We start from the raw sequence: 23,224 nt of genomic DNA on the forward strand, positions 1-23,224 counted from the left end.
TGAGTGTACGCATGGCTTATGACAAATGCGATTGTACCGAAGTACAGTTAGTGTTTTTAATTGTGGTGTGCGGGGAGTGCGTTACAAGCGCAGAATATCTTTTAAGCAGATAACAATTAAATACATATCAGCGCTTACCGTCTTGATGTGTTGATAGATTAGCTAATGCCGTTTACTTTGAGTGCGAGTTGAACTCGATCACTGAGATTGAGCTTTTCAAAGCAGGCGCTGAGATGCGCTTTAACCGTACGTTCGGTGATGTTGAGGTCGCGGGCGATTTCTTTGTTGCTAAGGCCACGGGCGGCTAGATAAGCCACTTCGCGTTCGCGTTCGGATAGACCAATCAGTGGGTCGGTTTTTGTTGGGAGCTGATTGACCGCTTTAAGTAGGCGCATCACTAAGCTGCGACCCGCCCAGATTTCACCTGAATTGACTGCATTGAGTACTTGCTGCAGTAGCTCTTTGGGTGCAGCAGCATGGCAATAAGCGGCAGCGCCAGCGAGTAGGGCGGTGTAGCCTTCTTCGTCGCTTGGGTTGGTATTGACAACGATAACGCGTTGGTGCGCCATGCGGAGGCTCCAAATCGGGTTGTTCCAAGCGGGTAAATCGGGATATTCCGAATCAACGACGGCAATGCTGTCGCTGCTGTGTGACCATTCATGTGTCACGGGTTCAACATGGTCAAATGTGGCTTGCCAATGGCGCAGTAGTCCAGTATCGCTGGTATAAAAATAAATGGTTTGGCTCATCTTTCAGTCAACGCAGAGGATTTAGCACGGAGAACCGGCTTGATTAAATAAGAAAGAATCGTTTTCTTGCCAGTTAGAATATCGACCTCAGCCATCATGCCCGGAATAATCGGCAACCGTTTACCGTCTTTTGCTAAAAAACTGTTTTTTGTTTTAACGCGAACTAAGTAAAACGCATTGCCTTTTTCATCTTTGACGGTGTCGGCACTAATATTGACCACTTCGGCCTCAAGCCCGCCATAAATAGAAAAATCATACGCGGAAAATTTTACCAACGCCGGTTGCCCAGCGCGCAGGAAGGCGATGTCTTTCGGCATGACTTTGGCTTCCAGTAGCAGACTTTCACCAGCCGGAACAATTTCAATAATGTCTTTACCCGGTTGGATAACCCCTCCCACGGTGTTGGCAAACAATTGTTGTACCGTACCATCCATTGGAGAACGGATTTCTGATTGCTTCACGCGATCTGCCAGGCCAAGATTGCCTTGAGTAAGGCTGCCCAATTTACCTGATGTTTCGGCAAGCTCGGTTCTAGCCTGATTGCGGAACATGAGTTCGACTTCTTGAACTTTGCGGCCGGCTTCAGCAATCGATGCCTGAATGCGAGGTATCTGTGCGGAAGCACCGTCCATCTCACCTTTGTAGCGTGATACATCACGCTCTAGTCGTAAAACTTCAACATCAGATACCGCGCCACTTTTGAGTAATGGTCGTGTGGCATCGAGTTCTTTTTTGGTGAGTTGGTAGCCTTGGCTCGCTTGTTCACGACGAGTGCGGACTTCGTTCAGCTCTTGTGTCCGTTGATTGAGCTGTTGCCGCGCTACACCCAAGCTGGCATCGAGTTCGGCCATTTTGGATTGATAAAGCATTTTTTCTTGCATCGCGATGTCGGGTGCTTCTTTTTCGACTTCTGCGGGCATTTCAAATGTTTTGCCATTCGCAATTGCATCGAGGCGTGCTGCTTTGGCTCTCAGTGACAAATACTGCGCACGACCTTCGTTGAGGGATGATTCAAAGCGGGTTGAATCGATCGTAATCAAGAGGTCGCCTTTTTTAACGGTTTGTCCTTCTTGCACTAAAATCGATTTGACCATGCCGCCGTCAAGGCTTTGAATCACTTGCAGTTCACTGGATGGAATCACTCGGCCGTCGCCTTTGGTGACTTCATCAATTTTGGCAAAAGCGGCCCATAGGATGAGCACGAACACCGCCAAAGCGGCCGTGCGAATCAATAAGCGCGCGCCGCGTGGGCTTTGCTCCATGATGACATTATCAGCATCAGCAATAAAATCACGATCATCAACTAGGTCGCGTTTTTCGGTGGCAAATAGGTAGCGGTCAAACCATTCATTACTTTTGTTTTGTAGGCGATCCCAGCCTTTTTTAAGGATTGTCAGTATTTTGTTCATGCGCCACCTCCAGCCTTGCCAATGCGGCCTTGTTGCAAGGCCTCGACGACTTGTGCTTTTGGACCATCAGCCATCAATTGGCCTTGATCGATAACGATTAGTCGATCGACGAGTTCAAGGAGTGAGGTGCGGTGAGTGACGAGAATCATCGTTTTTCCGACCAAATAAGTACGCAAGCGCGATTTGAGGCGCTCTTCGCTTTGATGATCCATCGCGCTGCTAGGTTCATCCAGCATGAAAATCGGCGGGTCATTCAGCGCGGCACGGGCAATTGAAATCGCTTGGCGTTGCCCGCCCGAGAGTGATTCACCGCGTTCGCTGATCGGCATTTCAAAGCCACGTGGATGTGCATTCACAAAGTCAGAAATCCCCGCTAGATCGGCGGCGGCAATGATGTGGCTGTCTTCGGCATACGGTGCGCCCATCGCGATGTTTTGGCGCAAAGTACCAAAAAAGAGCAACGGGTCTTGTGGCACATAGCCGACGGCGCGGCGCAGTTCAGCAGGGTCGATTTGGCGGGTATCGATCCCATCGACAAGCACAGAGCCTTCTGTAGGTTGATACAGTCCTAGTATGAGTTTTTCAATTGTGGATTTTCCCGAACCAATGCGGCCAATAATCGCCAGTTTTTCACCCGCTTTCATTTTGAAGCTGACGTTATTCAGTGCAATATCGTCGCGACCTTCGTATTTGAACGTCACATTACGAAATTCGATATCGCCCCGAAAAGATTCACGATGCAAGAAATTGCTATTGGCAGGGCGCTCAATCGGCATTTGCATATGCGATTCTACGGCGCCGAGCGAAGTTTTTGCATTTTGATATTGCATCAACAATCCAGCGACTTGGCCTAATGGTGCCATCGCGCGGCCAGCGAGCATCGATGCGGCGATGATGCCACCCATACTGAGTTGGCCTTCGATTAATAAATACACACCGACAATGACAATGACCACTGAGACCAACTGCGTAATCGCTTGCGCAAAATTGACGGTGGTGGTGGACATCAGTTTCAGGCGGCCGCCAATTTGTGCCAAGAACTGGGTCGCACGCTCCCAGCGGCGCTGCATTTCACTTTCTGCACCCATGATTTTGATCGTTTCAAGACCGACCATACTTTCAACGAGTGTGGCGTTGCGTTGTGCTGAGGCGCGTTGCGTTAGCTCGACTAGTTGATTCATTTTGGCTTGGGCGAGCCAAGCAAATGCAATAATCAAAATGGCGCCAATCAAGGGTGGCAAGACCAGCCACGGTGAAATCCAGATTAAGACCAAGAAGAAAATCAGTACAAACGGTAGGTCGACTAAAGTCGTAATCGATGCCGATGCAATAAAATCACGCACCGATTCAAATGCACGCAAATTGGCGGTGAAAGAGCCCACGGAAGCTGGGCGGGCGCTCATGCGGATGCCGAGTACGCGCTCCATAATCAGCGCAGAGAGTGTCACGTCAATGCGTTTGGATGCGACATCCAAAATGTAGCCACGTGCCGTTCGTAGCACAAAATCAAAGCCTAAAACCAGCGTTGCTCCTAGCGCGAGTACCCACAGCGTTTCCATCGCATGATTTGGGACGACGCGGTCATACACATTCATCGAATACAGCGGCATTGCTAACGCAAAGATATTGATTAACAGCGCAGCGATTAAAGCGTCGCGGTAAATCCGCCAGTTATCAAATACCACGCCCCAGAACCAATGCCGCTCGCGGATTTTGCCCATTTCCGGCGTACGGAGATCAAAACGGAAACGTGGGCGAACAATCAGCATCACGCCGGTGTAGATCTCAATTAGCTCGGCTTCGCTGAGTGTTTCAACCGATTCGCCGCCTTCTGGAAAGCGAACTTTGTATTGACCATCGGGTAGGCGCTCGAGCAAGAGGCAGGCGCGTTTGTCATTCAGTAGTAAAATAGCGGGAAGTAATCGCTCAGGAATTTCATCGAGATTGCGGCGTAGTACACGGGCAGATAAACCCGCCCGATGTGCTGCGCGGGGAAGTAGTGAAGGGGTGAGGCGATTTTCAACCAGCGGTAGACCCGCAGAGAGCGCCTCATGCGTCCACGGTGAGCCATGCAGGCGTGTTAACTCGACTAAACAATCGAGTAGTGGGTCAAAGTGAGCTTGAGTTTCGCTAACATGCCAATCAAATGCATGCGAAGCTGATTTAGTGGTAGAGCTATCCATAGTGACCCGTTATCAACAAGGTGTGATAGAGCTGAAAAATCGAATGCATTAGCATACGCTAAGTCAGCTTTTGTAACTAGCTACTAAACTCTTGTAAGCGTAAGCTTAGATTAGAACTTTGCCAGGATTCATCAAGCCCAGTGGATCAAGTGTTTGCTTGATACTGTTCATGAGTAAAAGCTCGGTACTGCTGCGGTACTGGCTTAGGGTCGACTTTTTGAGTTGACCGATGCCATGTTCAGCGCTGATGCTGCCGTTGAAGTGTGCAACCAATTGATAAACAATGGCATTGATTGCTGCCTCTTGCTGATAAATTAAGGCGGTTTTGTCGCTTAAAAATAAGTTGTAATGCAAATTGCCGTCACCCAGATGGCCAAAGGCGACGATATTCGCATCTGGATATTGCAACATAATGTTTGATTGGCACGTGGTCAAAAACTCCGGAATATCCCCCACCGGAATACTGATATCGTGTTTGATGCTCACACCCTCAAGGCGTTGCGCCTCTGGAATGTGTTCGCGCAAACGCCAAAAATCAGTAGCTTGGCGTTGATTTTGCGCGACATAAGTATCTGCAAATCCAGTTTCAAACAGAATGCTCGCCAGTTGCTCAAACAAATGCTCGCTATTGCCACCATCCGATAGCTCAAGTAGCACACACCATGCTGGTGGTTCAGCAAACGGGGACTGCAAGCTGGGGAAGTGCTGATGGAGCAAATCAAGGCAAGGGCGTGAAATGAGTTCAAATGACGTAATACGGTCACTGACTTTGGCTTGTAGATCACGCAGCAATGTCACCGCGTCCGCAGGTGAATCAACTGCCACGAGGGCCGTTGCATGGGCGGTGGGTAATGGATAGAGCCGCAACACCGCGCGACTAATTAAGCCGAGCGTGCCTTCTGCACCTACAAAGAGTTGCTTGAGATCGTAGCCTGTGTTGTCTTTGCGCAAGCCGCGGAGCCCATTCCAGATTGTGCCATCGGCCAGAACAACTTCGAGGCCGAGCGTGAGTTCACGCATATTGCCGTAGCGTAATACATTGACGCCGCCGGCGTTGGTGGCCAGTGCGCCGCCGATTTGGCAACTTGCCGCTGCCGCCCAGTTGGCAGGAAAAAGACGGTTCGCCGCCAGAGCGGCTTGTTGTACTTGTTGCAGGGTCACGCCGGCTTCAACGGTGATGGTGTTGTTGTCGGCATCGACTTCAATGATCTGATTCATTCGCTCGAATGAAATAATGATATTTTGCCCAGTTTGATCCGGTGTCGCAGCGCCACATAAACTCGTGTTGCCGCCTTGTGGCACCATCGCAATACGATGTTGAGCGCAAAGCTGTACGATCTGCGCCAGTTGTTGCACTGAGTTTGGCCGAGCGACTGCGAGCGTTTGGCCTTGATAGCGGCGGCGTTGATCCACGCAGTAAGCGGCGGTGTCGTTGCCGAACAATAGGCTATGTGATTCAGCCCAAGACTGAAGTTGCTCTAAGAATTCACTCAACATAATTTGGACTTAATGAAGATCTTCGTCGTTCGCTTTCTTTTGGCAAGCGAGTCGAATCACCTTGAGTTGATGCGAAAAATTGCTGCACTTTTTGCACATAAATAAGTGCAATCGCAGTTGGAGTGCTTCACTCATACTGAGTGGGCGGTCTTGCGCTTCGGAGAGTAAAAAAGAAACTTCGCGACATTTAAGCATCATGAATGACTCACTGCGCTGGATTCAAACCAATTTTGTTCCAAGCAAAGACGCAAACTCATGCGTGCTCGATACAAAAGGACTGAGCAATTAGTCGTGGTGATCTCTAATTGATTACAAATATCGCTGATTTCGAGCTCCATTACTTCGCGCATCGCAAAAACCATTGCGGTGCGACGTGGCATTTTAGTGGCACACAATTCATACGTTTGCCAGAAATGCCGATCTTCGAGATTGGCTTCTGGTTTGCCCCAGTTACGCGGTGCTTCAGAACCCCAGTGGCCGGAGCTATCGAACAACACATCAAAGTCACTACGGTCGTTTTCTTCGTCGATTAGCGGCGAAATGAGCTGTGGATCGCGGTAACGGCGGCGATGCACATCAAGCACTTTGTATTTCAATATGCCCATTAGCCATGTTTTTAAGCTCGATTGCCCAGAAAACGACTCTGGTTTTTCAAGCGCCGCCAACATCGTTTCTTGCACCACATCTTCGGCCAACTGCGCGTCATTCAATTGAAATAGTGCGTAACGCAGTAAAGCAAAGTGATGAGATTGCAAGTCGGCTGCTAAAAATGACATTAATTAATCCAGAAGTTTTGCCGTGCGGCGTGATGACTAATCACGCGTTGGAAATGGCTTGGGTCTTTGGCAAAGGTCATTTCACCTGCTGCGGGCTTGTAAAAATCAAGCAAACGCGACACCCAGAAACGCAAGGCGGCAGCGCGCAGCATGATGGGCCAATCGGTAATTTCCGCTTCAGTCAATGGACGCACCGATTGATAGCCAGCCAGCATGGCGCGTGCGCGCGCATCATCAATATCGCCATTCTCAAGTACGCACCAATCGTTGAGCGTAATGGCTAAGTCGTACAGCAAGATGTCGTTGCAAGCGTAGTAAAAATCAATAAAGCCGCCAACCTGATCGCCATTCATCAGTGCATTGTCGCGGAATAAATCGGCGTGAATCACGCCTTGCGGTAGCTGATCGAATTTGTGTTGGGATTGGAGTGCCACTTCGGCGTGCAACAGCGCTGCGTCAGCCTCGTTCATAAATGGATACATTTCCTGCGCCGTCGCCGACCACCATTGCGGGCCGCGCGGATTGTCCATTTTGCCGCTGTAGCTCGTCGCCGCCAAATGCATTTGCGCCAGCATTTCGCCAACTTGGCCGCATTGTTCTGCATTTGGGTTGTCGATGACTGCGCCCGGCAAGCAGGGTACGAGTAGCGTTGGTTTTCCGTTCAGTTCATCGATGTATTGATGCTGCAAATTGGCAATTGGCGCGGCGACTGCAATCCCATGTTGCGCAAGATGCACCATCAAGTTCACGTAATACGGTAACTCGTCGGCACGCAGCGTTTCAAACAAAGTTAAAACATATTTGCCGTGCGTGGTCGTGACAAAGTAATTGGTATTTGTCACACCCGCTGAAATGCCCTTTAGCTCGACGAGTTGACCTAATGAATAGCGTTGTAGGAAAGGAACGAGGTCGGAAGTCGCGACCGTAGTAAAAACAGACATGGGTACTCTCGAGATTTCAGTGCATTTCACGTAGGCGCGCAGTATGAATCATCCGTGCGCCTTGGGCAAAGCCAGAATTGAGAATCACGGATCACTCAATTCGTATTGATGCTTTGCAGCCGTGCTTACCAGCGGAACAAGACCCAGCGTGGTACGGCGATATTTTCTGTTGGGCCGCTTTGGCGGACGAAATTGCCTTGGCCATTGGGATCAACCAAATAATATTCAGGGCCTACTGCAGGGACGACTCGGATTTGATAGAGGTGGCCATTCATACGATATTCGGTCATCGTCACATCGCCTTTTTGCACCACGCGAATATCGACTTTAGGTTGATCTTCGCTCGCCTCGGCTGGCATGGGGGGCGGCGCGTCTGCTACTTCTGCCGCAAAAGCCGGCATGGTCAGAAGTAGGCTGAGGCTAATGATGAGGCTACGCATTGTTTATCCTTGAGGGTACGGAAAATAAGTAGAGTACTAGGGCGTATAATGCACGCTGCAACACTTCATTCTTACAACAGTATAGAGAAATCTCGCATGGCGACGCTGCTTTTAATTGATGGATCATCTTATTTATATCGCGCTTTTCATGCGATTCGCGACCTTTCTGCGCCCGATGGTACTCCGAGCAATGCAGTATTCGGCTTTGTGAATATGCTGAAAAAACTGCGGCAGCAAACACCTGCTGATTATATCGCGTGCGTGTTCGATGCCAAAGGAAAGACTTTTCGCGATGATTTATATGAGCAATATAAAGCGCAACGTCCACCGATGCCGGATGAATTACGGGTGCAAATCGAGCCAATTCATCAAGCGGTAGCCGCCTTTGGGATTCCTATCTTGATGGTCAGTGGCGTGGAGGCCGATGATGTGATCGGAACGCTCGCGCGCGAGGCGAGTCGCCAAGGCATCACGACCATTATGTCGACCGGCGACAAAGACATGGCGCAGTTGGTCGATGAATTTGCGCGCATTGAAAACAGCATGACCGAAGAAGTCCTGCGCCGCGATGAAGTGTTTGCCAAATTTAATGTCTGGCCCGAGCAAATCGTTGATTATTTGACGCTGGTTGGCGATACCGTCGACAACGTGCCGGGCGTGCCTAAATGTGGCCCGAAAACCGCCGCCAAATGGTTGGCTGAATACCAAACCCTCGACAACGTCATTGCACACGCTGATGAGATCAAAGGCGTGGTCGGCCAGAATTTACGCGATAGTTTGGCTTGGTTGCCGATGGCCAAGCAATTGGTGACGATTAAATGCGATGTGGATCTCAGTGTTGAGCTTCCGAATGGCATTGCGGATCTGCAAACGACGACTGAGGATAGCGCGACTTTATTGGCGCTGTTTAAACGCTTTGGATTTAAGACGTGGACGCGAGAAATGGAAAGCCGCCTTGCGTCAGCGCCAGCTGCACCAGCCGCTGTGGGCAGTATTGGTAGCAGTGGCGATTTATTTGCTGAATCCACTATTGATGCGGGTATTGCTTCGCAGTCATTGGTTGAAAATGTCTTGGTTGATATACCTAAGGTTAAAGTAGAGCGTCACTACGAAACCATCAACACCGCTGCCAAACTCAGCGAATGGCTCGCTAAAATTAACGCCGCCGAACTGACCGCATTCGATACCGAAACGACGAGTCTGGACGCGATGCAAGCGCATTTGGTTGGGATGTCGTTTTCAGTTAAAGCGGGCGAAGCGGCCTATTTACCGCTCGCGCACACCGGCCCTGACCATCCTGAGCAGTTGCCGTTGGACGCCACTTTGGCGTTACTCAAACCGTGGCTAGAATCGGCAACGCACCATAAAGTCGGCCAAAACTTAAAGTACGATCAACACATTTTGGCCAATTATGGCATCACGTTGGCCGGAATTAGCGACGATACGCTGCTGATGTCGTATGTGCTCGCCAGCCACGAACGCCACAATATGGACGACCAAGCCGCGCGCGAATTGGGCGAAACGACGATCAAATACGAAGAAATCTGCGGCAAAGGCGCTAAGCAAATTGGCTTTGCTGAAGTCGATGTAGAGATTGCCACGCAGTATGCGGCTGAAGACGCTGATATTACTTTGCGTTTGGCGCATACCCTCAAACCGCGCCTCACTGACAAATTGCTCGAAGTCTACCGCGACATCGAAATGCCATCGCGCGCCGTGCTGTACACGATGGAGCGCAACGGCATTTTGCTCGACGCTGCGCTGCTGCAACGGCAAAGCCACGATATTGGCCTGCGCTTGATTGAATTGGAAAACCAAGCGTATGAGCTGGCTGGCCAACCGTTTAATTTGGCTTCTCCCAAGCAATTGGGCGAGATTTTCTTTGAAAAACTCAAACTGCCGGTGGTCAAAAAAACCCCGAAAGGCGCGCCATCGACTGACGAAGAAGTTTTGAGCGAATTGGCCAAAGATTATCCGCTGCCCAAAGTGCTGCTCGAACACCGCAGCCTTTCTAAACTCAAGTCGACTTACACCGACAAATTGCCGCTGATGGTCAATCCAAAAACCGGCCGCGTACACACCAGCTTTAACCAAACCGTCGCCGTCACAGGACGCTTGAGTTCATCTGATCCTAATCTGCAAAACATCCCCGTTCGCACCGCTGAAGGGCGTAAAATTCGCGAGGCATTTATCGCTGCGCCAGGCTGCAAGCTGGTTTCAGCCGATTACTCCCAGATTGAATTGCGCATCATGGCGCATTTATCCAATGATGCCGCGATGCTCAAAGCCTTTGAACTCGGCCACGACATTCATAAAGCCACCGCCGCCGAGGTGTTTGGTGTACCGCTGGAAGAAGTGACCAGCGAGCAACGCCGCTACGCCAAGTCGATTAACTTTGGCCTGATTTACGGCATGGGCGTGTTTGGCTTAGCCGCGCAACTCGAAATCACGCGCGAAGCGGCGAAAACCTTTATCGAGCGCTATTTCAATCGCTTTTCTAGCGTTGCTGAGTATATGGAGCAAACGCGGCAAGTGGTGCGCGAACAAGGTTTTGTCGAAACGGTGTTTGGCCGTCGCTTGTGGCTACCCGAAATCAAATCGAGCAACGCCGCCCGCCGCGCAGGTGCTGAACGCGCCGCCATCAACGGCCCAATGCAAGGTACCGCCGCCGATTTGATTAAATTGGCGATGGTCGCCGTCGCTGATTGGTTGGTTGCGGAACAGTTGCAAAGTAAATTACTGCTGCAAGTACACGATGAATTGATTTTGGAAGTGCCGGAAAGCGAATTGGAATTAGTGAAAACCAAATTGCCGGAGATTATGGCAGGGGTGGCGAAATTGAATGTACCGCTATTGGCGGAAGTGGGTGTGGGGATGAATTGGGAAGAGGCGCATTGATAATTCAGTAAGAGGCTAAATTGGTAATTAAGTTTTCTAGGGAATAGAGAAAATATGTATATATTTTTAGATACAAATATATTTTATAGTGATTTGCTCTTAAATAAAGTACCATTCAAGTATCTGTTTAGTTTTGTAAACAATAGTAAAAAGCACACGCTATTGCTCTCAAAGTTGGTAATTGAAGAGACAGAAAATATTAGAGGTAGGGAGTTAGATGCTCTAATTAAGTCTATTGAGAAATTACAATCAGACCTAGGGGGATTTACGGCAGAAACTCTCGAGACGAATTTAGAAGCGATTAAAAAGTCTCAGTATGACCTTCTGAAAGAGGTAGGAAAGAAAACCGAAGATTTTGAAGTTATTGATTATAATGAGATTAGTCAGCATGAGGTAGTCGCTCGTGCTTTAGAAGGAAGAAAACCATTTTCTGCAAATGAAAAGGGCTATAGAGATACCCTGATTTGGTTGTCTTTATTAAGAAATTCAGAGGGTAGAGAGATTGCGTTTATCTCAAATAATTCATCTGATTTTTATAATAAGAATAATAAATTAACGGGGTTTCATCAAAGTTTGCTTGAAGATATTGCTATGATATGCCCTGCAGCAAAAATTACTCCCTATAAGTCGTTGTATGACTTTATGACAACGCACATAAAGAAAGACGAGCATACAATAGATCACCTTCAGATAGCAGATCGTCTCGAAGAATACGCTCATCATAGCGCCATTAATTTTATTGAAGGCTTTGATAACTTAGATCTGAGTGAATATCTTGAAAATTCAATATTTAAAAACAAAGTCAGTAGTGTTAAGAAAGTCACCGTTGTAGATATTGAGGGCGTTGAGGATAGAAATATTGAATGGCATTCAAAAATTTCAGATACAGAAACATTAATTTCCTATATTTTTGATTTGCGGAGAGTCATCATCGAGGTTGAAATTTCTAGCGATGATTACGCTGAGAATAAGGAAGTTATAGATGGAGCATACAAAGACATTGAATTGCGAGATGGGATTGCCTGTTTGAATATATTCACAAGACCATATTTTAATGCCAATATTATTTTCAATCATTCGAATGATTCTTTTACAGATTTTTCTGTAAGTTATCTATGGCTACGCTACGCTACACTAGGTGAACTTACTCAAAGTCAAATCTCAATTGTTGATAAATTTAAAACATAATTCGTAGCCATGCAGCGCGTAGGGTGTAATAAGCGAAGCGCATTACACCATCTGTGAAGTGATGAAACCGCCAACTATGGCGGTTTTTCTGTGCCTGCAATAATTCATCCTCCATGGATTAGCGGCTATGCGCCGCGGCACTTACTTCTCTTGCTTCGCCAAGAGAAGTAAGCAAGAGAGGGCGACCCCGGCATCTGCGTCGGCTACGCCGATGTTGGCCTAAGGCCACGGCCTGCGCTAAGGCGACAAGTCGCCAAGCTCCGTCACGCCTCGCTGCGGACAATCGGCAAGGCGGCGGGCTTTAACAAAACAGAGCCCGCCGCTTACCCCTTGCCGCTTGTTCCTCGCTCGGCGCTAATGCAGGGGAGTCCCCGCAGACCAACGATTGTAGAAACTAATAAGTGTATTGCTCTACAGACTTTGAATTTGTTTTTCTTTGTGGCAATACCTATTCGCCAATTAGGACGAAAAGCCCGTGGAGCCGCGCCGTTCGGGAGGCGGTTGGCAAGGTTTTAAGACGCGACTGTTTGAGCTGCGCGACGTTAGCGCGCAGCGAGTTTGAGCGTCGCCTTGCCAATAGCTGGACGGACGGGGTTTCGTGGCGATCGGGCGCGCGGGGGTTGTTAGGGGAGGGGCAAGACCCACCCCTAACTCGTCCGGCGGGCGAAACCGCCGGTTCACCGCCTGCGCTAGCAGGCTTGGCATCGTTTAATACCGGATTTTTGGCTACGCACCCTCTGTCTGTGCGCTGAGAAACATCACCGCTCATTTAATCCGCACGCCCTCGTACAAATCCCCCCAAATTTTCAAAAACTGACCTACTTTTTCTACCTTTTGTCGCCGAAATGGGGAGGACAATTATTGGGAAAAAACACATTAAGTTGATGAAAAAATGTTGTTTTTTTGCTTTTGTGCACCGCAAAATAAGCCGCGCTGAGTCGCGGCCTATTTTTATGCTTGGATTGTGCTGAAATCGGTCTACAAAGGAAACATAACAAACATGTCAATTTGCTTACACAGGCAAAAAAGGTTTGAAAATGCTTCCCAATGCGCCAATCAAGCAGTCACTTGCAATCTTATTGTTAAGCCTTGCCGCTCCGGCCAGCGCTCTTAGCTTAGGGGATTTGCAAACCCAGTCTTTTTTGGGACAGCCGTTTAAAGGCTCGGTGAGCTATCAATTGTCACCCAATGAAACCAGCTTGGCTGACTGTATTACGATTTCCCCTGCGGGCGGTGATGTGCCCTATATCGGTCGCAGCGAGCTGCAAATTAGGCCGATTGGTGATGGCAATACCGGCACGATCATCATTAGATCAAATCAAAATATTGGTGAACCCGTGGTGGCGCTTAATCTAAGCATTCAGTGCGGCGTGCAGCAATTAAGTCGTGAGTTCACGATTTTTCTCGATCCAGCTCCTGTGAGTGAATTGGCAACAGCGAGTAATGCTCGCCCCGTCGAAATATTAAAAATTCGCCCTGAAATTAAACAACCCACGGCAAAAAAAGACACGACGTTGGCTGATGTGGCTGCCCGTTATTACCCTGCAGATACGCCGCAGTACCAGAAATATCTCAATCGTTTAAAGAAAGCGAACCCTGAAGTTGCGACGACTGAAACGGTTATTTCTGCAGGAAGCCCATTATTTGTTCCACCACGGCCAAAATTGCCACCGGCCAAAATTGTGCCTGATGCGCTGCCTAAAGAAACGGGTCAACTCCGGCTAGAGGATGCTGATGTCAGCAATAAGCCCTTGAACGCTCCGCATAATGCAAAGCAAAATCCAGAGGTTTATGCCAAAGAATTGGAAGAAAAAATTGTTACTCTAACCGAGTTAAAGAAACGATTGCAGCTTGAGTTAGCCGAGTTGGATCTCCAAATGGCGCAGATTCAACTAGCCAACGCTAAGAGCGCCAGTGCTGCTGTGGACAGTGCCGCGCAGCCAGCAAGCGCGGTACAAATGGCCGCAACGACCACGGTAGCGCCGCCGAATAAATTAGTGGGAACGGCGCAGGCAGCACCGGTTGCTATTGAGTCCAAACCCGAATCAAAAACCAATTGGCACTGGGCTTGGTTGGCGCTCGGGGTCGGCGGCGTGGGGGGCTTGGTCTGGTGGCGACGTAAAATGCAGGAGCAGGCCGAACGCTGGGCGAATGAAGATATCAATGCTGTGGATTTAAATCGCAGTATTTTGAGCATCATTCAAGCCAAAGTTGGTCACACGATGGCGCAATCGCCCAATACGGTGATGTCTTTGTTTGGCGGAGGGGGCTCGCACAAATCGCAACCAGGCTTTGAGGTGAAAGAAGAGCTTAATGATAATTTGGATCAAGCTCAGTACTTCTTAGCACAAGGCGAAACGCTCAAAGCGATTGACTTGCTCTACGCCGCTATTGACGAAGTACCCGAAGACACCGAGCGCTGGCTGATGCTGTTCCGCGTTTTTCGTCAGCAGATTATGAAAACGGAATACAGCGCTTTGGCTTATCGCTTTAAAGCTTTGCACAAAGACGAGGGCGACTGGGAATTGATTCGGAGTATTGGTAATAAACTCGATCCAGAAAATCCCCTGTTTATTCGTAATGTCGAAGAAGCCAAAGCGAAAACAACGACACCATTTGATAGCTTTGATTCTGGAATGGCGGCTGCGGCACCAGCGGTGCCGGTGGTGCTTGAAATTGCGCCTGATTTTTCTGATGCACCGGTATTGCCCGACTTTGAGACGGGAACCGTGACGATACTCGAATCACAATCGGATCAAACGACTGAGCCTGAAGCGGCGCACGAATTGATGGCATTTTTAGTCAAAGATATCGATCCAGAAGATCCGCCGCCGATGTTGCCGGAAGTCGATAAACACCGCCATCTTTAACTAGTCTGCTGTATTCGGGGAATCCGCACGTGATTCACCGAATACACTCTTTGAGCGTATTGACCGCTGCACTAATTTGAGTATTGCTCAGCGAAGCATACCCAAGTAACCAGCCCGTCTTTTTCACATCATCAAAATAGAACTGCGAGAGCGGCCTAAGTGCCAAGCCTTTGGCCAGCCCCGCAGCAGTCCATGTCGCTTCTTTGTGTTGTGCGATCTCAACCGCAAATTGCAAACCGCCATTCACATTCACCGGCTGAATGAGTTGGCTCAAGGGTTGTAGGCACGCAAGGAGTAAATCTCTACGGCTGCGATAGAGCAAGCGCATTTGGCGAATGTGGGCGGCGAAATGGCCTTGGTGCATAAAATCTGCGGTCACCGCTTGCGCGAGCTGCGGTGTGTGTCCGTCAAATGCCGCGCGCGCATTCACAAAGGGTTTCATTAAATCCGGTGGTAACACGACATAAGCAATCCGGAGTGATGGAAACAGCACTTTGCTGAACGTACCGACATAAATCACTCGACCATGCTGATCTAAACCTTGCAAGGCGGGGAGTGGGCGCTGATCGTAGCTAAATTCACTGTCGTAATCGTCTTCAATAATCCATGTATTGTGTTGGTTCGCTTGTTCGAGCAAAGCCATTCGGCGCGGCAAACTCATCGTTACGCCAAGCGGGTATTGGTGTGAAGGCGTTGTATAAATTAGCTTGGGGGCAGATAGGTCGCGTGAAATGTCGGTATTCATTCCCTCGTCATCGACTGGAACCGGAATCACTTTTGCGCCTGCGGAGAGCATTGCGTTGCGCGCACCCAAATATCCGGGCTCTTCTAACCAGACGGTATCATTTGGGTCGATGAGTAATTGCGCGATGAGTTGCAACGCTTGTTGCGAGCTGGTTAGCACTAAAATCTGCGCCGCATCACAGACCACGCCACGCGATTGCGCCAAATAGCCCGCAATCGCTTCACGTAATTCAGGCAGACCTTGTGAATCGCCATAACGCATCAAGCGTTCGCCATCTTTTTTCCAGCGCTGCTGCGTCATTTTTCCCCACAATTCGCGGGGGAACGCGGCGGGGTCGGGTTGGCCTGCGGTAAATGCCGCGAATGGCAGAGCCGCATCGCGGCAAGCGCCTGCTTCAACAATCAATTGCCCACGTTGCGATAAACCTGCCGCCGTTTTGCGCGGGCGGGGTTTCTTAGGCTGCGCGGCAATCGCGACAAAACTGCCAACGCCGACTTGGCGGCGCAGATAGCCTTCTGCCTCAAGGCGTGAAAATGCCAATTCAACAGTACTACGCGATATTTGCAAATCCTGCGCCAACACCCGCGTGGCTGGCAATCGACTATCCAATGGCAAATGCCCCGCCAAGATTGCGCGTCGTAAAGTGCGGGTGAGTTGCTCATGCAGCGGTAAATCGGGCTGAGATTCGGCAGCAAACAAAATCGGCAAAGCGGGCATTGGTCTGGTATCTCAATCAATATTGGTTTGCGACAAGAGACCATTATGCCGCTACATTGTGATCTATGAATAGTCGTGCGATGTGATGAGGAGAATCCCATGAGTGCTGTGTTATCGAGTGGCTTGGCCACCGCAGTGGAGTCAGAAATCTTTTTTGCTGCGCAATTGCAGTTTCGTACTGATTCAGCCGATTTGGCGGCGGATTTAATCGCGGCAGAGCCGCAAATTGTCGTCATTGATACGCGCTCCGTGGCGCATTACCAAGCCGCGCATATTCCGGGAGCGATTTCATTTCCGCATCGATTGATGACCGCAGAATCAACCGCCGACTGGGATCGCAGCAAAGTCTATGTGACGTATTGCGATGGCATCGGCTGTAACGGCTCGACGTGGGGTGCGTACAAATTGGCGAAACTGGGCTTTGTCGTTAAAGAGTTGATCGGCGGGATTGATTGGTGGCAGCGTGATGGGTACGCGATTTCGACGGGTGATGAGCCGGGTGTATTGCTCGCTAGCTCAATTGAATGTGGGTGCTGATATGTATACACCTCCTCATTTTGTAGAAAAAGATTCAGCGAGTTTATTGCATTTAATGGCCAATAATCCATTGGCAACCTTGGTGCAGATGACGTCGGAGGGATTAAATGCAAATTTAATCCCAATGTATTGGTATGACGATGGCTCTGAATTGGGCGTGTTGCGCGGCCATGTGGCGCGGAAAAATCCGCTCTGGCAGGAATCTGATTCGGCGATTCTGGCCTTATTTCGGGCGAGCGATGAGTATATTTCACCGTCGTATTTCCCCAGCAAAGCCAAAGACCCTCGCGTGGTGCCGACTTGGAATTATGCGGTGGTGCAAGTGAAGGGAACACTGAAGGCGATTGAAGATGCCGATTGGCTGCTCACTTTGCTCAATCAAATGACCGCGCAGCATGAAGCAGAGCGAGTCGAGCCGTGGCAAATTGCCGATGCGCCAGCAGAATATATTCAGAAAATGCTGGCGGCGATTGTGGGGATAGAAATTGCGATTACCGCACTCGATGGCAAATTTAAGTTGAGCCAAAATCAAACCGCTGAAAATCAAGCAGGCGTTGCTGCTAATACGAAAAGCTCGGATTTAGTCGCTTTTATGCAAAGGTAATCACATGGTTTTAAACGAATTTGATCAGCCGGTGGGCGATCTTGTGCCGAACTGGCAGCCAGCGCCGTTTCCACCGCATGTGACATTAAGTGGCTGGGATTGCCGTGTTGAGCCACTTAATCCGGCTCGTCATGGTGCGGCGTTGTGGCAAGCGTTTAGCGAAGACAGTGGTGTGCTATGGACGTATTTTGCCGAAGGCCCGTTTGCCAATGAGGCCGACTTTTTGGTGTATCTCGCCCAACGCGCAGCGGCTCGCGATCCGCAGTTTTATGCGATTGTCGACGCGGCGAGCGGGCGGGCGTTGGGTTTGGCGGCGTATTTGCGGATCGAGCCTGAAGTTGGCGTCATTGAAGTGGGTTATCTGCATTTTTCACCAGCGCTGCAAGGCACGCGTTTGGCGACGGCGGCAATGGTGTTGATGATGCAAAACGCGTTTGCGCTGGGCTACCGCCGCTATGAATGGAAGTGCAATGCACTGAATGCGCCATCGCGCCGCGCTGCGTTGCGTTTGGGTTTTTCCTTTGAAGGAATTTTCCGCCAAGCACGGGTAAGCAAAGGCCACAATCGCGATACGGCGTGGTTTTCGGTGCTCGATGGTGAATGGCCGGCACTGTCGGCGGTGTATGCACGCTGGCTGGTTGCGGATAATTTCGACGACGATGGCCAACAGCGCGTGGCTTTATCAAGCCTGACTCAGCAAATCCATAGCGAGATACGCGACTGATTTCTCTGCTAAAAGCAGAAAATGGATACATTCTCAGTATTGCTGGTGTGATTTAGTTCGCAATTGATTTTGTTGTGTATGTATCTGCAGGCATTAATAATTAATGGCTGTATGGTAATACTATTGATATTTTTATTTTCATTCGTGTGATTGGTATTGGATTAGGGAAAGTACTAGCACCAATATTTATGACATTTGCAATAAGCTCTCTGCGCCATTGGGTTTAAAAATACAGCATCGACTGTACAGCGGTTTGAAAATGTATTGCGGGTTTCACCGGCAATGTTCAAAAGCTGTTCGACCCAAATAGGCAAAACTACTTAAAAAATAGGATGGAGAGACAAAATGAAATTGAAACATCAGGTATTACTCGGGGCGATGATGGCCGCTCTGGGCGTGCAAGCGCAGGCCGAAGTGGTTGATCGTATCGTCGTTAAGCTGAAACCATCGCTGATGATGCGTTCAGCCAGTGCCGATGATATTAGCCAAACGATTGCTGCAGCCAGCAACGGCCAAGCTAAACATGTTTCAACGATGGCGGATGGCCAGTCGCAAGTTTTGCAATTACCAAAAGGTTTATCGGGCGCGGCTTTGCAAGCGTATTTGAAAAAGCTAGAAGCTAGCGGTGAGTTTGAATCGGTGGAAGCCGATGTGTGGATGTACCCAATGGGCGTGACGCAACCGACTGATAGTTTGTGGAGCTCACTCTGGGGTTTGCAGTCAGTTGTTCCGGCGAGCAATTACGGTGCGGATTTTATCGGCGCTTGGGAATACGTGAATGGTCAAGGTGTGGTCGTTGGCGTGATTGATACGGGTAATGTACCGCATCCTGATTTGGGCCAACTAAGCCCTGTTAGCGGCAATTATGCGTCATCGGGGTACTCTTTTATTAGCGATTGCTATCGCGCCGGTTCCTGCGATTGGACGACCGGCTCTCGAACGATTAAGCCGGTTGCGACGGCTTTAGATCAAGGTGATTGGTGCACTAGCACGGATGTGAGCAATCAAATTTGCCAACGCACTGGCAGCAGTTCTTTCCATGGCTCGCACGTGGCAGGCACGATTGCTGCGCTGGGTTATAACGCTGCTGGTGTGATTGGTGGCGCGTATAACGCCCGAATCTTGCCGGTTCGTGTCTTGGGTAAGGGCGGTGGTTCATCGATTGATATTACCGACGGCATCCGTTGGGCCGCAGGTATTCACCCGACAATTCCAAATCCAAATCCAGCCAAAGTCATTAATATGAGTTTGGGTGGCAGCTCAAGTTCTTGCCCAAGCTTTTACCAATCGGCGATTAACGATGCGGTGGCTGCGGGCGTAACCATTGTTGTTGCCGCGGGGAATGAAAACCGTGACGCGCAACAATCAACGCCGGCCAACTGCGCTAATGTGATTACGGTTGGCGCGACGGGCAAGGCGGGCGAACGCGCTAGCTATTCCAATTTTGGTAGCAAAATCACCTTGGCGGCACCCGGCGGGAATGGTTCAACACGTATTACATCAACCGTAAATAAGAGTTTGGATCGGGTCGATTTGTCGGCCAATGGTGCGGGCTACGTCGGCATGAATGGTACCTCAATGGCGACACCCCACGTCGCTGCGGCGGTGGCTTTGATGCTGAGTGCCAATCCGAAACTCACATTTAACGATGTCGTGAGCTTGTTGAAACAATCTGCCACGGCGTTCCCAAGCGGCAGTACGTGCACGACTAGCAATTGCGGCGCAGGGATTTTGAATGCCGCAGGCGCAGTGCGTTTGGCGAAACAATCGGCGGGTGATAATACCGAGCCTGTTGTGACGCCAGTCCCAACGACACCGCCAGTGGTGACACCAAAACCAACTTTACCGCCAGTCGTCACGCCGAAACCGACCGTACCTCCAGTGGTAACCCCAACACCAGTGCCACCAGTTGCGGGCTGCTATGTGGCATGGAGCGAAGGCAAAACCTTTACAGTTGGCGATTTGGTGACGTTTGATGGTCGCAACTATAAAGCGCGTACCACGCATGTGGCGTACGTTGGTACAAACTGGAATCCAAAAGCCAGCTTGACCTTGTGGCAAGACGTGGGTGCTTGCACCGGTACTGTAACGCCAAGCCCAGCGCCAGTGATTACGCCGAAACCAACGGTTGCGCCAACCGCAGCACCAACGACAATGCCAAGTGCTACTCCAGCACCGGTGATTACGCCAACGCCAAATTGCCCCGCATGGTCGGCAACAGCAACATATATCGCTGGTCAATGTGTTGCGTTTAACGGCAAAACTTTTGCTGCTAAATGGTGGACGAAAGGCGAGCAACCTGGCGCAGCGCAATGGGGCCCTTGGGCTGAGCAAGCTGCAGTCGCTGCAAAACGTAAATAAGAGAGTAGAGTCATAAAATAAATCCACCGTCGTTGTCGTGCGAGGGTGGATTTTTTATTGAAGTTGCAAATTTTGTGAGACAAGATCATGTTGATGCGCGGAATGAAATTGTTGCAACGCGGCCTGTTAGGCCTGAGTTGCATCTTGTTGATCGCAGCTTGTGCTACCGCAAGCAGTGAACCTGTTGCGATGATAGAGCGCGTGATTGTGCAATTTAAGGTTAAGCCTGTAGCGCCTGAGCAGGCGGTGACGCAATTGGCGCAGCGCCATAAGCTGGCGATGACGTTTGAGCGAGAATTGGGCGGCGGATTTTATGTTGCGCAATTGACGCCAGCACAAAGCGCAGCGGTATTGCAGCCGATCCTACAGAAAATTGCACTCGATGTTACTGTCGCTAGTATTGAAGCCGATCAACTGATGCATACGATGCCGGCGCAATAGGGGATTATTCAGGCGCGGGTATCACTGGCGCAAGCGCAATCATCAAGCCGGCGATTAATATACCTGCACCACCCAGCCACTGCAGCATGGATAAATGCTCGCCTAAAATAAACGCTGCCAGCAAGACACTGACGACGGGCTCAAGTGTCGATAGCGTCGAGGCTTCGCTGGCCGATAAATAATCCAATCCCGCCAAAAAGGCGAAAATCGCCACCACAGTTGAAACCAAAGCAATCGCCACCGCCGCCGACCAGCTGGCGGTTGTGGTTGGCCACGTCGGCGTGCTCCAGAGCGTACTCAGCCATAAACTACCCGCCGCGGAGAGCATCACCACCGTTGCCGCAGGCAAAGCGCCGACTAAGGGGGTTAGTCGGCTGCCCGCAATGATGTAGCCTGAATAAATCACCGCTGCCGATAGGCCAAAGATCACGCCCAACCATTGCCCACCAGCAGGGCCGATGGTGAGAATCAAGCTCACGCAGGCCAAGCCCAGTGCCACCCACGTTCGCGCAGAGAGTTTTTCTTTCCACCAAAACGCACAGGCCAAGGTCACCAGAACGGGATAGACATACAGCAATAAGGCAGCCAAAGCTGCCGAGCCGTGGCGTAGCGCGGAAAAATAGCCAAAAGCTTGACCCACATAACCAATCCCGCCCATTGCCATTAAACCCAGCAAAGTTCGGCCTCTAGGCCATGTGGCGCGGCGAATCAGCATAACGGCTGCCATCACCAAGCCAGCCACACTAAAGCGAATCAGCAATAAACCTTGGGTATTCACGCCACTATCATAAGCCCAGCTACCAAAAATCGGCATCCAGCCAAAGGCAACGGCAGAGAGAACAATTAAGAAAATACCGTTGCGACGCTGAATGCTCATCATGCTGGATCAATAAAAGAGGTAATCCAGCAGTGTGCCGCAAAATGAACCCTGTTTGCTACTTGGGAACATCAGTAATTAGCAAGGAAGTGTTGGAATAAAAAAATCCCTTCGGAGACGAAGGGATTTTGAATGTGTTGGGATGTTACTAATTTCGATAGGTATTGCGATGTGGTTGTTTTTAGGTAATGCCTACAATCAAATACCCTTATTGCTTATGCAGTCCAATTCACAAGCCCAAAGTGCCAAGTCGCCAGAACCACGAGACCAAAAGCAATCCGATACCAAGCAAACACAATGAAAGTGTGCGTCGAAATGAATTTGATTAAGGCACGGATGGCAATAAAGGCAAAAATGAACGAGGCGACAAAGCCTACGGCGAAGACGCCAAAATCATCCATGCTCAATTCATTGCGATACTTGATGATGCTGTAAATGGATGCTGCGCCCAGTGTTGGAATCCCCAAAAAGAACGAGAACTCCGTCGCAGCTTTGCGCGACAAGCCCATAAACATGCCGCCAATAATCGTTGCGCCTGAGCGGCTGGTGCCGGGAATCAAGGCTAAGCATTGGCAGAGACCGACTTTGATCGCATCTTTGAGGCTGATGTCATCCACAGTTTCAACGCGAACGCTATGCTGACGTTTCTCTGCCCACAAAATAATTAAGCCGCCAACGATAAACATCGTTGCAACTGGAATCGGTTGGAATAAATGTTCTTTGATACTTTTGCTGAATAATAAACCGAGGATTGCCGCAGGAATAAACGCAATGATAATGCCCAAAAATAAGTTGCGCTCATTACCTGGACGCTTGATTCCGGATAGCGTTGTGCAGAATTTGGCGCGATATTCCCATATCACCGCCAGCATTGCGCCGAGCTGGATGAAAATCTCGTACACATTGCGTTTTTCTTTTGGCAAGAAGTTAAGCAAATCGCCAGTGAGAATCAGATGGCCCGTCGATGAAATCGGTAGGAATTCGGTAATCCCTTCCACCAAGCCCATGATGAGGGAATGAAATAATAAAATTGGATCCATGCTGACTGATGCTCAAGTGGGTTTTCGATGGGGTTGGATTATAAGCGGCGTTGATGGTGGTTTTGTGTGTTGTCAGCAAAAATAGCTGTGGTAGTTAATTTTCTGGTGTCTGAGTGTGAATTTTCACACATGGCTTGTGAAACTAATTGGCGAGCCCAAGCTCTTAGAGGTGTATGTGCAAAATACTTGATTCCATTTTGTTCATCACTCTCCCTGTATTTGATCGG

19 protein-coding genes are annotated in these 23,224 nt (G+C 49.7%); 8 read left to right on the top strand and 11 right to left on the bottom strand.

Annotated elements, in window-relative coordinates:
* Positions 1-158 precede the first annotated feature (158 nt).
* The 8 genes from K4H28_RS16140 to K4H28_RS16175 form a co-directional block, all read right to left on the bottom strand.
* Entirely contained in the window at positions 159-749 is a 591-nt protein-coding gene (locus tag K4H28_RS16140) for a response regulator transcription factor (RefSeq protein ID WP_221006153.1), read from the bottom strand.
* Positions 746-2,158 (bottom strand): HlyD family type I secretion periplasmic adaptor subunit, encoded by a 1,413-nt coding sequence (locus K4H28_RS16145; RefSeq protein WP_221006154.1) that lies wholly within the window; start codon positions 2,156-2,158, stop codon positions 746-748. Before K4H28_RS16145 ends, K4H28_RS16140 begins: the two co-directional genes overlap by 4 nt.
* On the bottom strand, positions 2,155-4,341 hold the full coding sequence (locus K4H28_RS16150; protein WP_221006155.1) for a type I secretion system permease/ATPase: 2,187 nt from the start codon (positions 4,339-4,341) through the stop codon (positions 2,155-2,157). The genes K4H28_RS16145 and K4H28_RS16150 overlap by 4 nt, the downstream gene beginning before the upstream one ends.
* Positions 4,342-4,446: 105 nt before the next feature.
* Complete coding sequence (locus tag K4H28_RS16155; RefSeq protein ID WP_221006156.1) at positions 4,447-5,838, bottom strand: FAD-binding oxidoreductase; 1,392 nt, start codon at positions 5,836-5,838, stop codon at positions 4,447-4,449.
* A gap of 9 nt (positions 5,839-5,847) precedes the next feature.
* Complete coding sequence (locus tag K4H28_RS16160) at positions 5,848-6,036, bottom strand: zf-HC2 domain-containing protein (protein WP_255573563.1); 189 nt, start codon at positions 6,034-6,036, stop codon at positions 5,848-5,850.
* The gene (locus K4H28_RS16165; protein WP_221006157.1) at positions 6,033-6,614 is read right to left on the bottom strand and encodes a sigma-70 family RNA polymerase sigma factor; all 582 of its coding nucleotides are present in this window, start codon (positions 6,612-6,614) and stop codon (positions 6,033-6,035) included. The genes K4H28_RS16160 and K4H28_RS16165 overlap by 4 nt, the downstream gene beginning before the upstream one ends.
* The gene (locus tag K4H28_RS16170) at positions 6,614-7,555 is read right to left on the bottom strand and encodes a homoserine kinase (RefSeq protein WP_221006158.1); all 942 of its coding nucleotides are present in this window, start codon (positions 7,553-7,555) and stop codon (positions 6,614-6,616) included. The genes K4H28_RS16165 and K4H28_RS16170 overlap by 1 nt, the downstream gene beginning before the upstream one ends.
* A gap of 125 nt (positions 7,556-7,680) precedes the next feature.
* Positions 7,681-7,995, bottom strand: a complete 315-nt coding sequence (locus K4H28_RS16175) for a DUF2782 domain-containing protein (RefSeq protein ID WP_221006159.1) — start codon at positions 7,993-7,995, stop codon at positions 7,681-7,683.
* Positions 7,996-8,091: 96 nt separating this feature from the next.
* On the opposite strand from K4H28_RS16175, the gene polA reads away from it, so the two are divergent.
* The 3 genes from polA (at position 8,092) to K4H28_RS16190 (ending at position 14,951) form a co-directional block, all read left to right on the top strand.
* Positions 8,092-10,893 (top strand): DNA polymerase I, encoded by a 2,802-nt coding sequence (gene polA, locus K4H28_RS16180; protein WP_221006160.1) that lies wholly within the window; start codon positions 8,092-8,094, stop codon positions 10,891-10,893.
* Between the two features lie 54 nt (positions 10,894-10,947).
* A complete protein-coding gene (locus tag K4H28_RS16185; protein ID WP_221006161.1) occupies positions 10,948-12,081 on the top strand; it encodes a PIN domain-containing protein in 1,134 nt (377 codons plus the stop codon).
* A 1,037-nt stretch (positions 12,082-13,118) separates the two neighbouring features.
* Complete coding sequence (locus K4H28_RS16190) at positions 13,119-14,951, top strand: type IV pilus assembly protein FimV (RefSeq protein ID WP_221006162.1); 1,833 nt, start codon at positions 13,119-13,121, stop codon at positions 14,949-14,951.
* Between the two features lie 34 nt (positions 14,952-14,985).
* On the opposite strand, the gene pdxR is transcribed toward K4H28_RS16190, so the two are convergent.
* A complete protein-coding gene (gene pdxR, locus K4H28_RS16195) occupies positions 14,986-16,413 on the bottom strand; it encodes a MocR-like pyridoxine biosynthesis transcription factor PdxR (RefSeq protein WP_221006163.1) in 1,428 nt (475 codons plus the stop codon).
* 99 nt (positions 16,414-16,512) lie between these two features.
* Between pdxR and K4H28_RS16200 the strand changes: the two genes are divergently transcribed.
* The 5 genes from K4H28_RS16200 (at position 16,513) to K4H28_RS16220 (ending at position 21,080) form a co-directional block, all read left to right on the top strand.
* Positions 16,513-16,950: a rhodanese-like domain-containing protein gene (locus tag K4H28_RS16200; RefSeq protein ID WP_221006164.1), complete on the top strand. Its 438-nt coding sequence runs from the start codon at positions 16,513-16,515 to the stop codon at positions 16,948-16,950.
* 1 nt (position 16,951) lies between these two features.
* Positions 16,952-17,554, top strand: a complete 603-nt coding sequence (locus K4H28_RS16205) for an FMN-binding negative transcriptional regulator (RefSeq protein WP_221006165.1) — start codon at positions 16,952-16,954, stop codon at positions 17,552-17,554.
* Between the two features lie 4 nt (positions 17,555-17,558).
* Positions 17,559-18,278: a GNAT family N-acetyltransferase gene (locus K4H28_RS16210; protein WP_221006166.1), complete on the top strand. Its 720-nt coding sequence runs from the start codon at positions 17,559-17,561 to the stop codon at positions 18,276-18,278.
* 345 nt (positions 18,279-18,623) lie between these two features.
* Entirely contained in the window at positions 18,624-20,639 is a 2,016-nt protein-coding gene (locus K4H28_RS16215) for a S8 family serine peptidase (protein ID WP_221006167.1), read from the top strand.
* A gap of 87 nt (positions 20,640-20,726) precedes the next feature.
* Positions 20,727-21,080, top strand: a complete 354-nt coding sequence (locus K4H28_RS16220; RefSeq protein WP_221006168.1) for a hypothetical protein — start codon at positions 20,727-20,729, stop codon at positions 21,078-21,080.
* A 4-nt stretch (positions 21,081-21,084) separates the two neighbouring features.
* Here K4H28_RS16220 and K4H28_RS16225 read toward each other — a convergent pair whose 3' ends face one another.
* Positions 21,085-21,960: a DMT family transporter gene (locus K4H28_RS16225; RefSeq protein WP_221006169.1), complete on the bottom strand. Its 876-nt coding sequence runs from the start codon at positions 21,958-21,960 to the stop codon at positions 21,085-21,087.
* 212 nt (positions 21,961-22,172) lie between these two features.
* Positions 22,173-22,997 (bottom strand): undecaprenyl-diphosphate phosphatase, encoded by an 825-nt coding sequence (locus K4H28_RS16230; protein ID WP_221006170.1) that lies wholly within the window; start codon positions 22,995-22,997, stop codon positions 22,173-22,175.
* Positions 22,998-23,224 lie beyond the last annotated feature (227 nt).

This window comes from Deefgea tanakiae (assembly GCF_019665765.1).
Taxonomy (GTDB): Bacteria; Pseudomonadota; Gammaproteobacteria; order Burkholderiales; family Chitinibacteraceae; genus Deefgea; species Deefgea tanakiae.

Excerpts from the sequence above, each read along its gene's own strand:
- K4H28_RS16210 (WP_221006166.1), top strand. The coding sequence starts at position 17,559 with ATGGTTTTAAACGAATTTGATCAGCCGGTGGGCGATCTTGTGCCGAAC.
- K4H28_RS16155 (WP_221006156.1), bottom strand. The coding sequence starts at position 5,838 with ATGTTGAGTGAATTCTTAGAGCAACTTCAGTCTTGGGCTGAATCACAT.
- K4H28_RS16230 (WP_221006170.1), bottom strand. The coding sequence starts at position 22,997 with ATGGATCCAATTTTATTATTTCATTCCCTCATCATGGGCTTGGTGGAA.
- K4H28_RS16150 (WP_221006155.1), bottom strand. The coding sequence starts at position 4,341 with ATGGATAGCTCTACCACTAAATCAGCTTCGCATGCATTTGATTGGCAT.
- polA (WP_221006160.1), top strand. The coding sequence starts at position 8,092 with ATGGCGACGCTGCTTTTAATTGATGGATCATCTTATTTATATCGCGCT.
- K4H28_RS16145 (WP_221006154.1), bottom strand. The coding sequence starts at position 2,158 with ATGAACAAAATACTGACAATCCTTAAAAAAGGCTGGGATCGCCTACAA.
- K4H28_RS16170 (WP_221006158.1), bottom strand. The coding sequence starts at position 7,555 with ATGTCTGTTTTTACTACGGTCGCGACTTCCGACCTCGTTCCTTTCCTA.
- K4H28_RS16160 (WP_255573563.1), bottom strand. The coding sequence starts at position 6,036 with ATGATGCTTAAATGTCGCGAAGTTTCTTTTTTACTCTCCGAAGCGCAA.
- K4H28_RS16200 (WP_221006164.1), top strand. The coding sequence starts at position 16,513 with ATGAGTGCTGTGTTATCGAGTGGCTTGGCCACCGCAGTGGAGTCAGAA.
- K4H28_RS16185 (WP_221006161.1), top strand. The coding sequence starts at position 10,948 with ATGTATATATTTTTAGATACAAATATATTTTATAGTGATTTGCTCTTA.
- K4H28_RS16165 (WP_221006157.1), bottom strand. The coding sequence starts at position 6,614 with ATGTCATTTTTAGCAGCCGACTTGCAATCTCATCACTTTGCTTTACTG.
- K4H28_RS16215 (WP_221006167.1), top strand. The coding sequence starts at position 18,624 with ATGAAATTGAAACATCAGGTATTACTCGGGGCGATGATGGCCGCTCTG.
- K4H28_RS16175 (WP_221006159.1), bottom strand. The coding sequence starts at position 7,995 with ATGCGTAGCCTCATCATTAGCCTCAGCCTACTTCTGACCATGCCGGCT.
- K4H28_RS16205 (WP_221006165.1), top strand. The coding sequence starts at position 16,952 with ATGTATACACCTCCTCATTTTGTAGAAAAAGATTCAGCGAGTTTATTG.
- pdxR (WP_221006163.1), bottom strand. The coding sequence starts at position 16,413 with ATGCCCGCTTTGCCGATTTTGTTTGCTGCCGAATCTCAGCCCGATTTA.
- K4H28_RS16190 (WP_221006162.1), top strand. The coding sequence starts at position 13,119 with ATGCTTCCCAATGCGCCAATCAAGCAGTCACTTGCAATCTTATTGTTA.
- K4H28_RS16220 (WP_221006168.1), top strand. The coding sequence starts at position 20,727 with ATGTTGATGCGCGGAATGAAATTGTTGCAACGCGGCCTGTTAGGCCTG.
- K4H28_RS16225 (WP_221006169.1), bottom strand. The coding sequence starts at position 21,960 with ATGATGAGCATTCAGCGTCGCAACGGTATTTTCTTAATTGTTCTCTCT.
- K4H28_RS16140 (WP_221006153.1), bottom strand. The coding sequence starts at position 749 with ATGAGCCAAACCATTTATTTTTATACCAGCGATACTGGACTACTGCGC.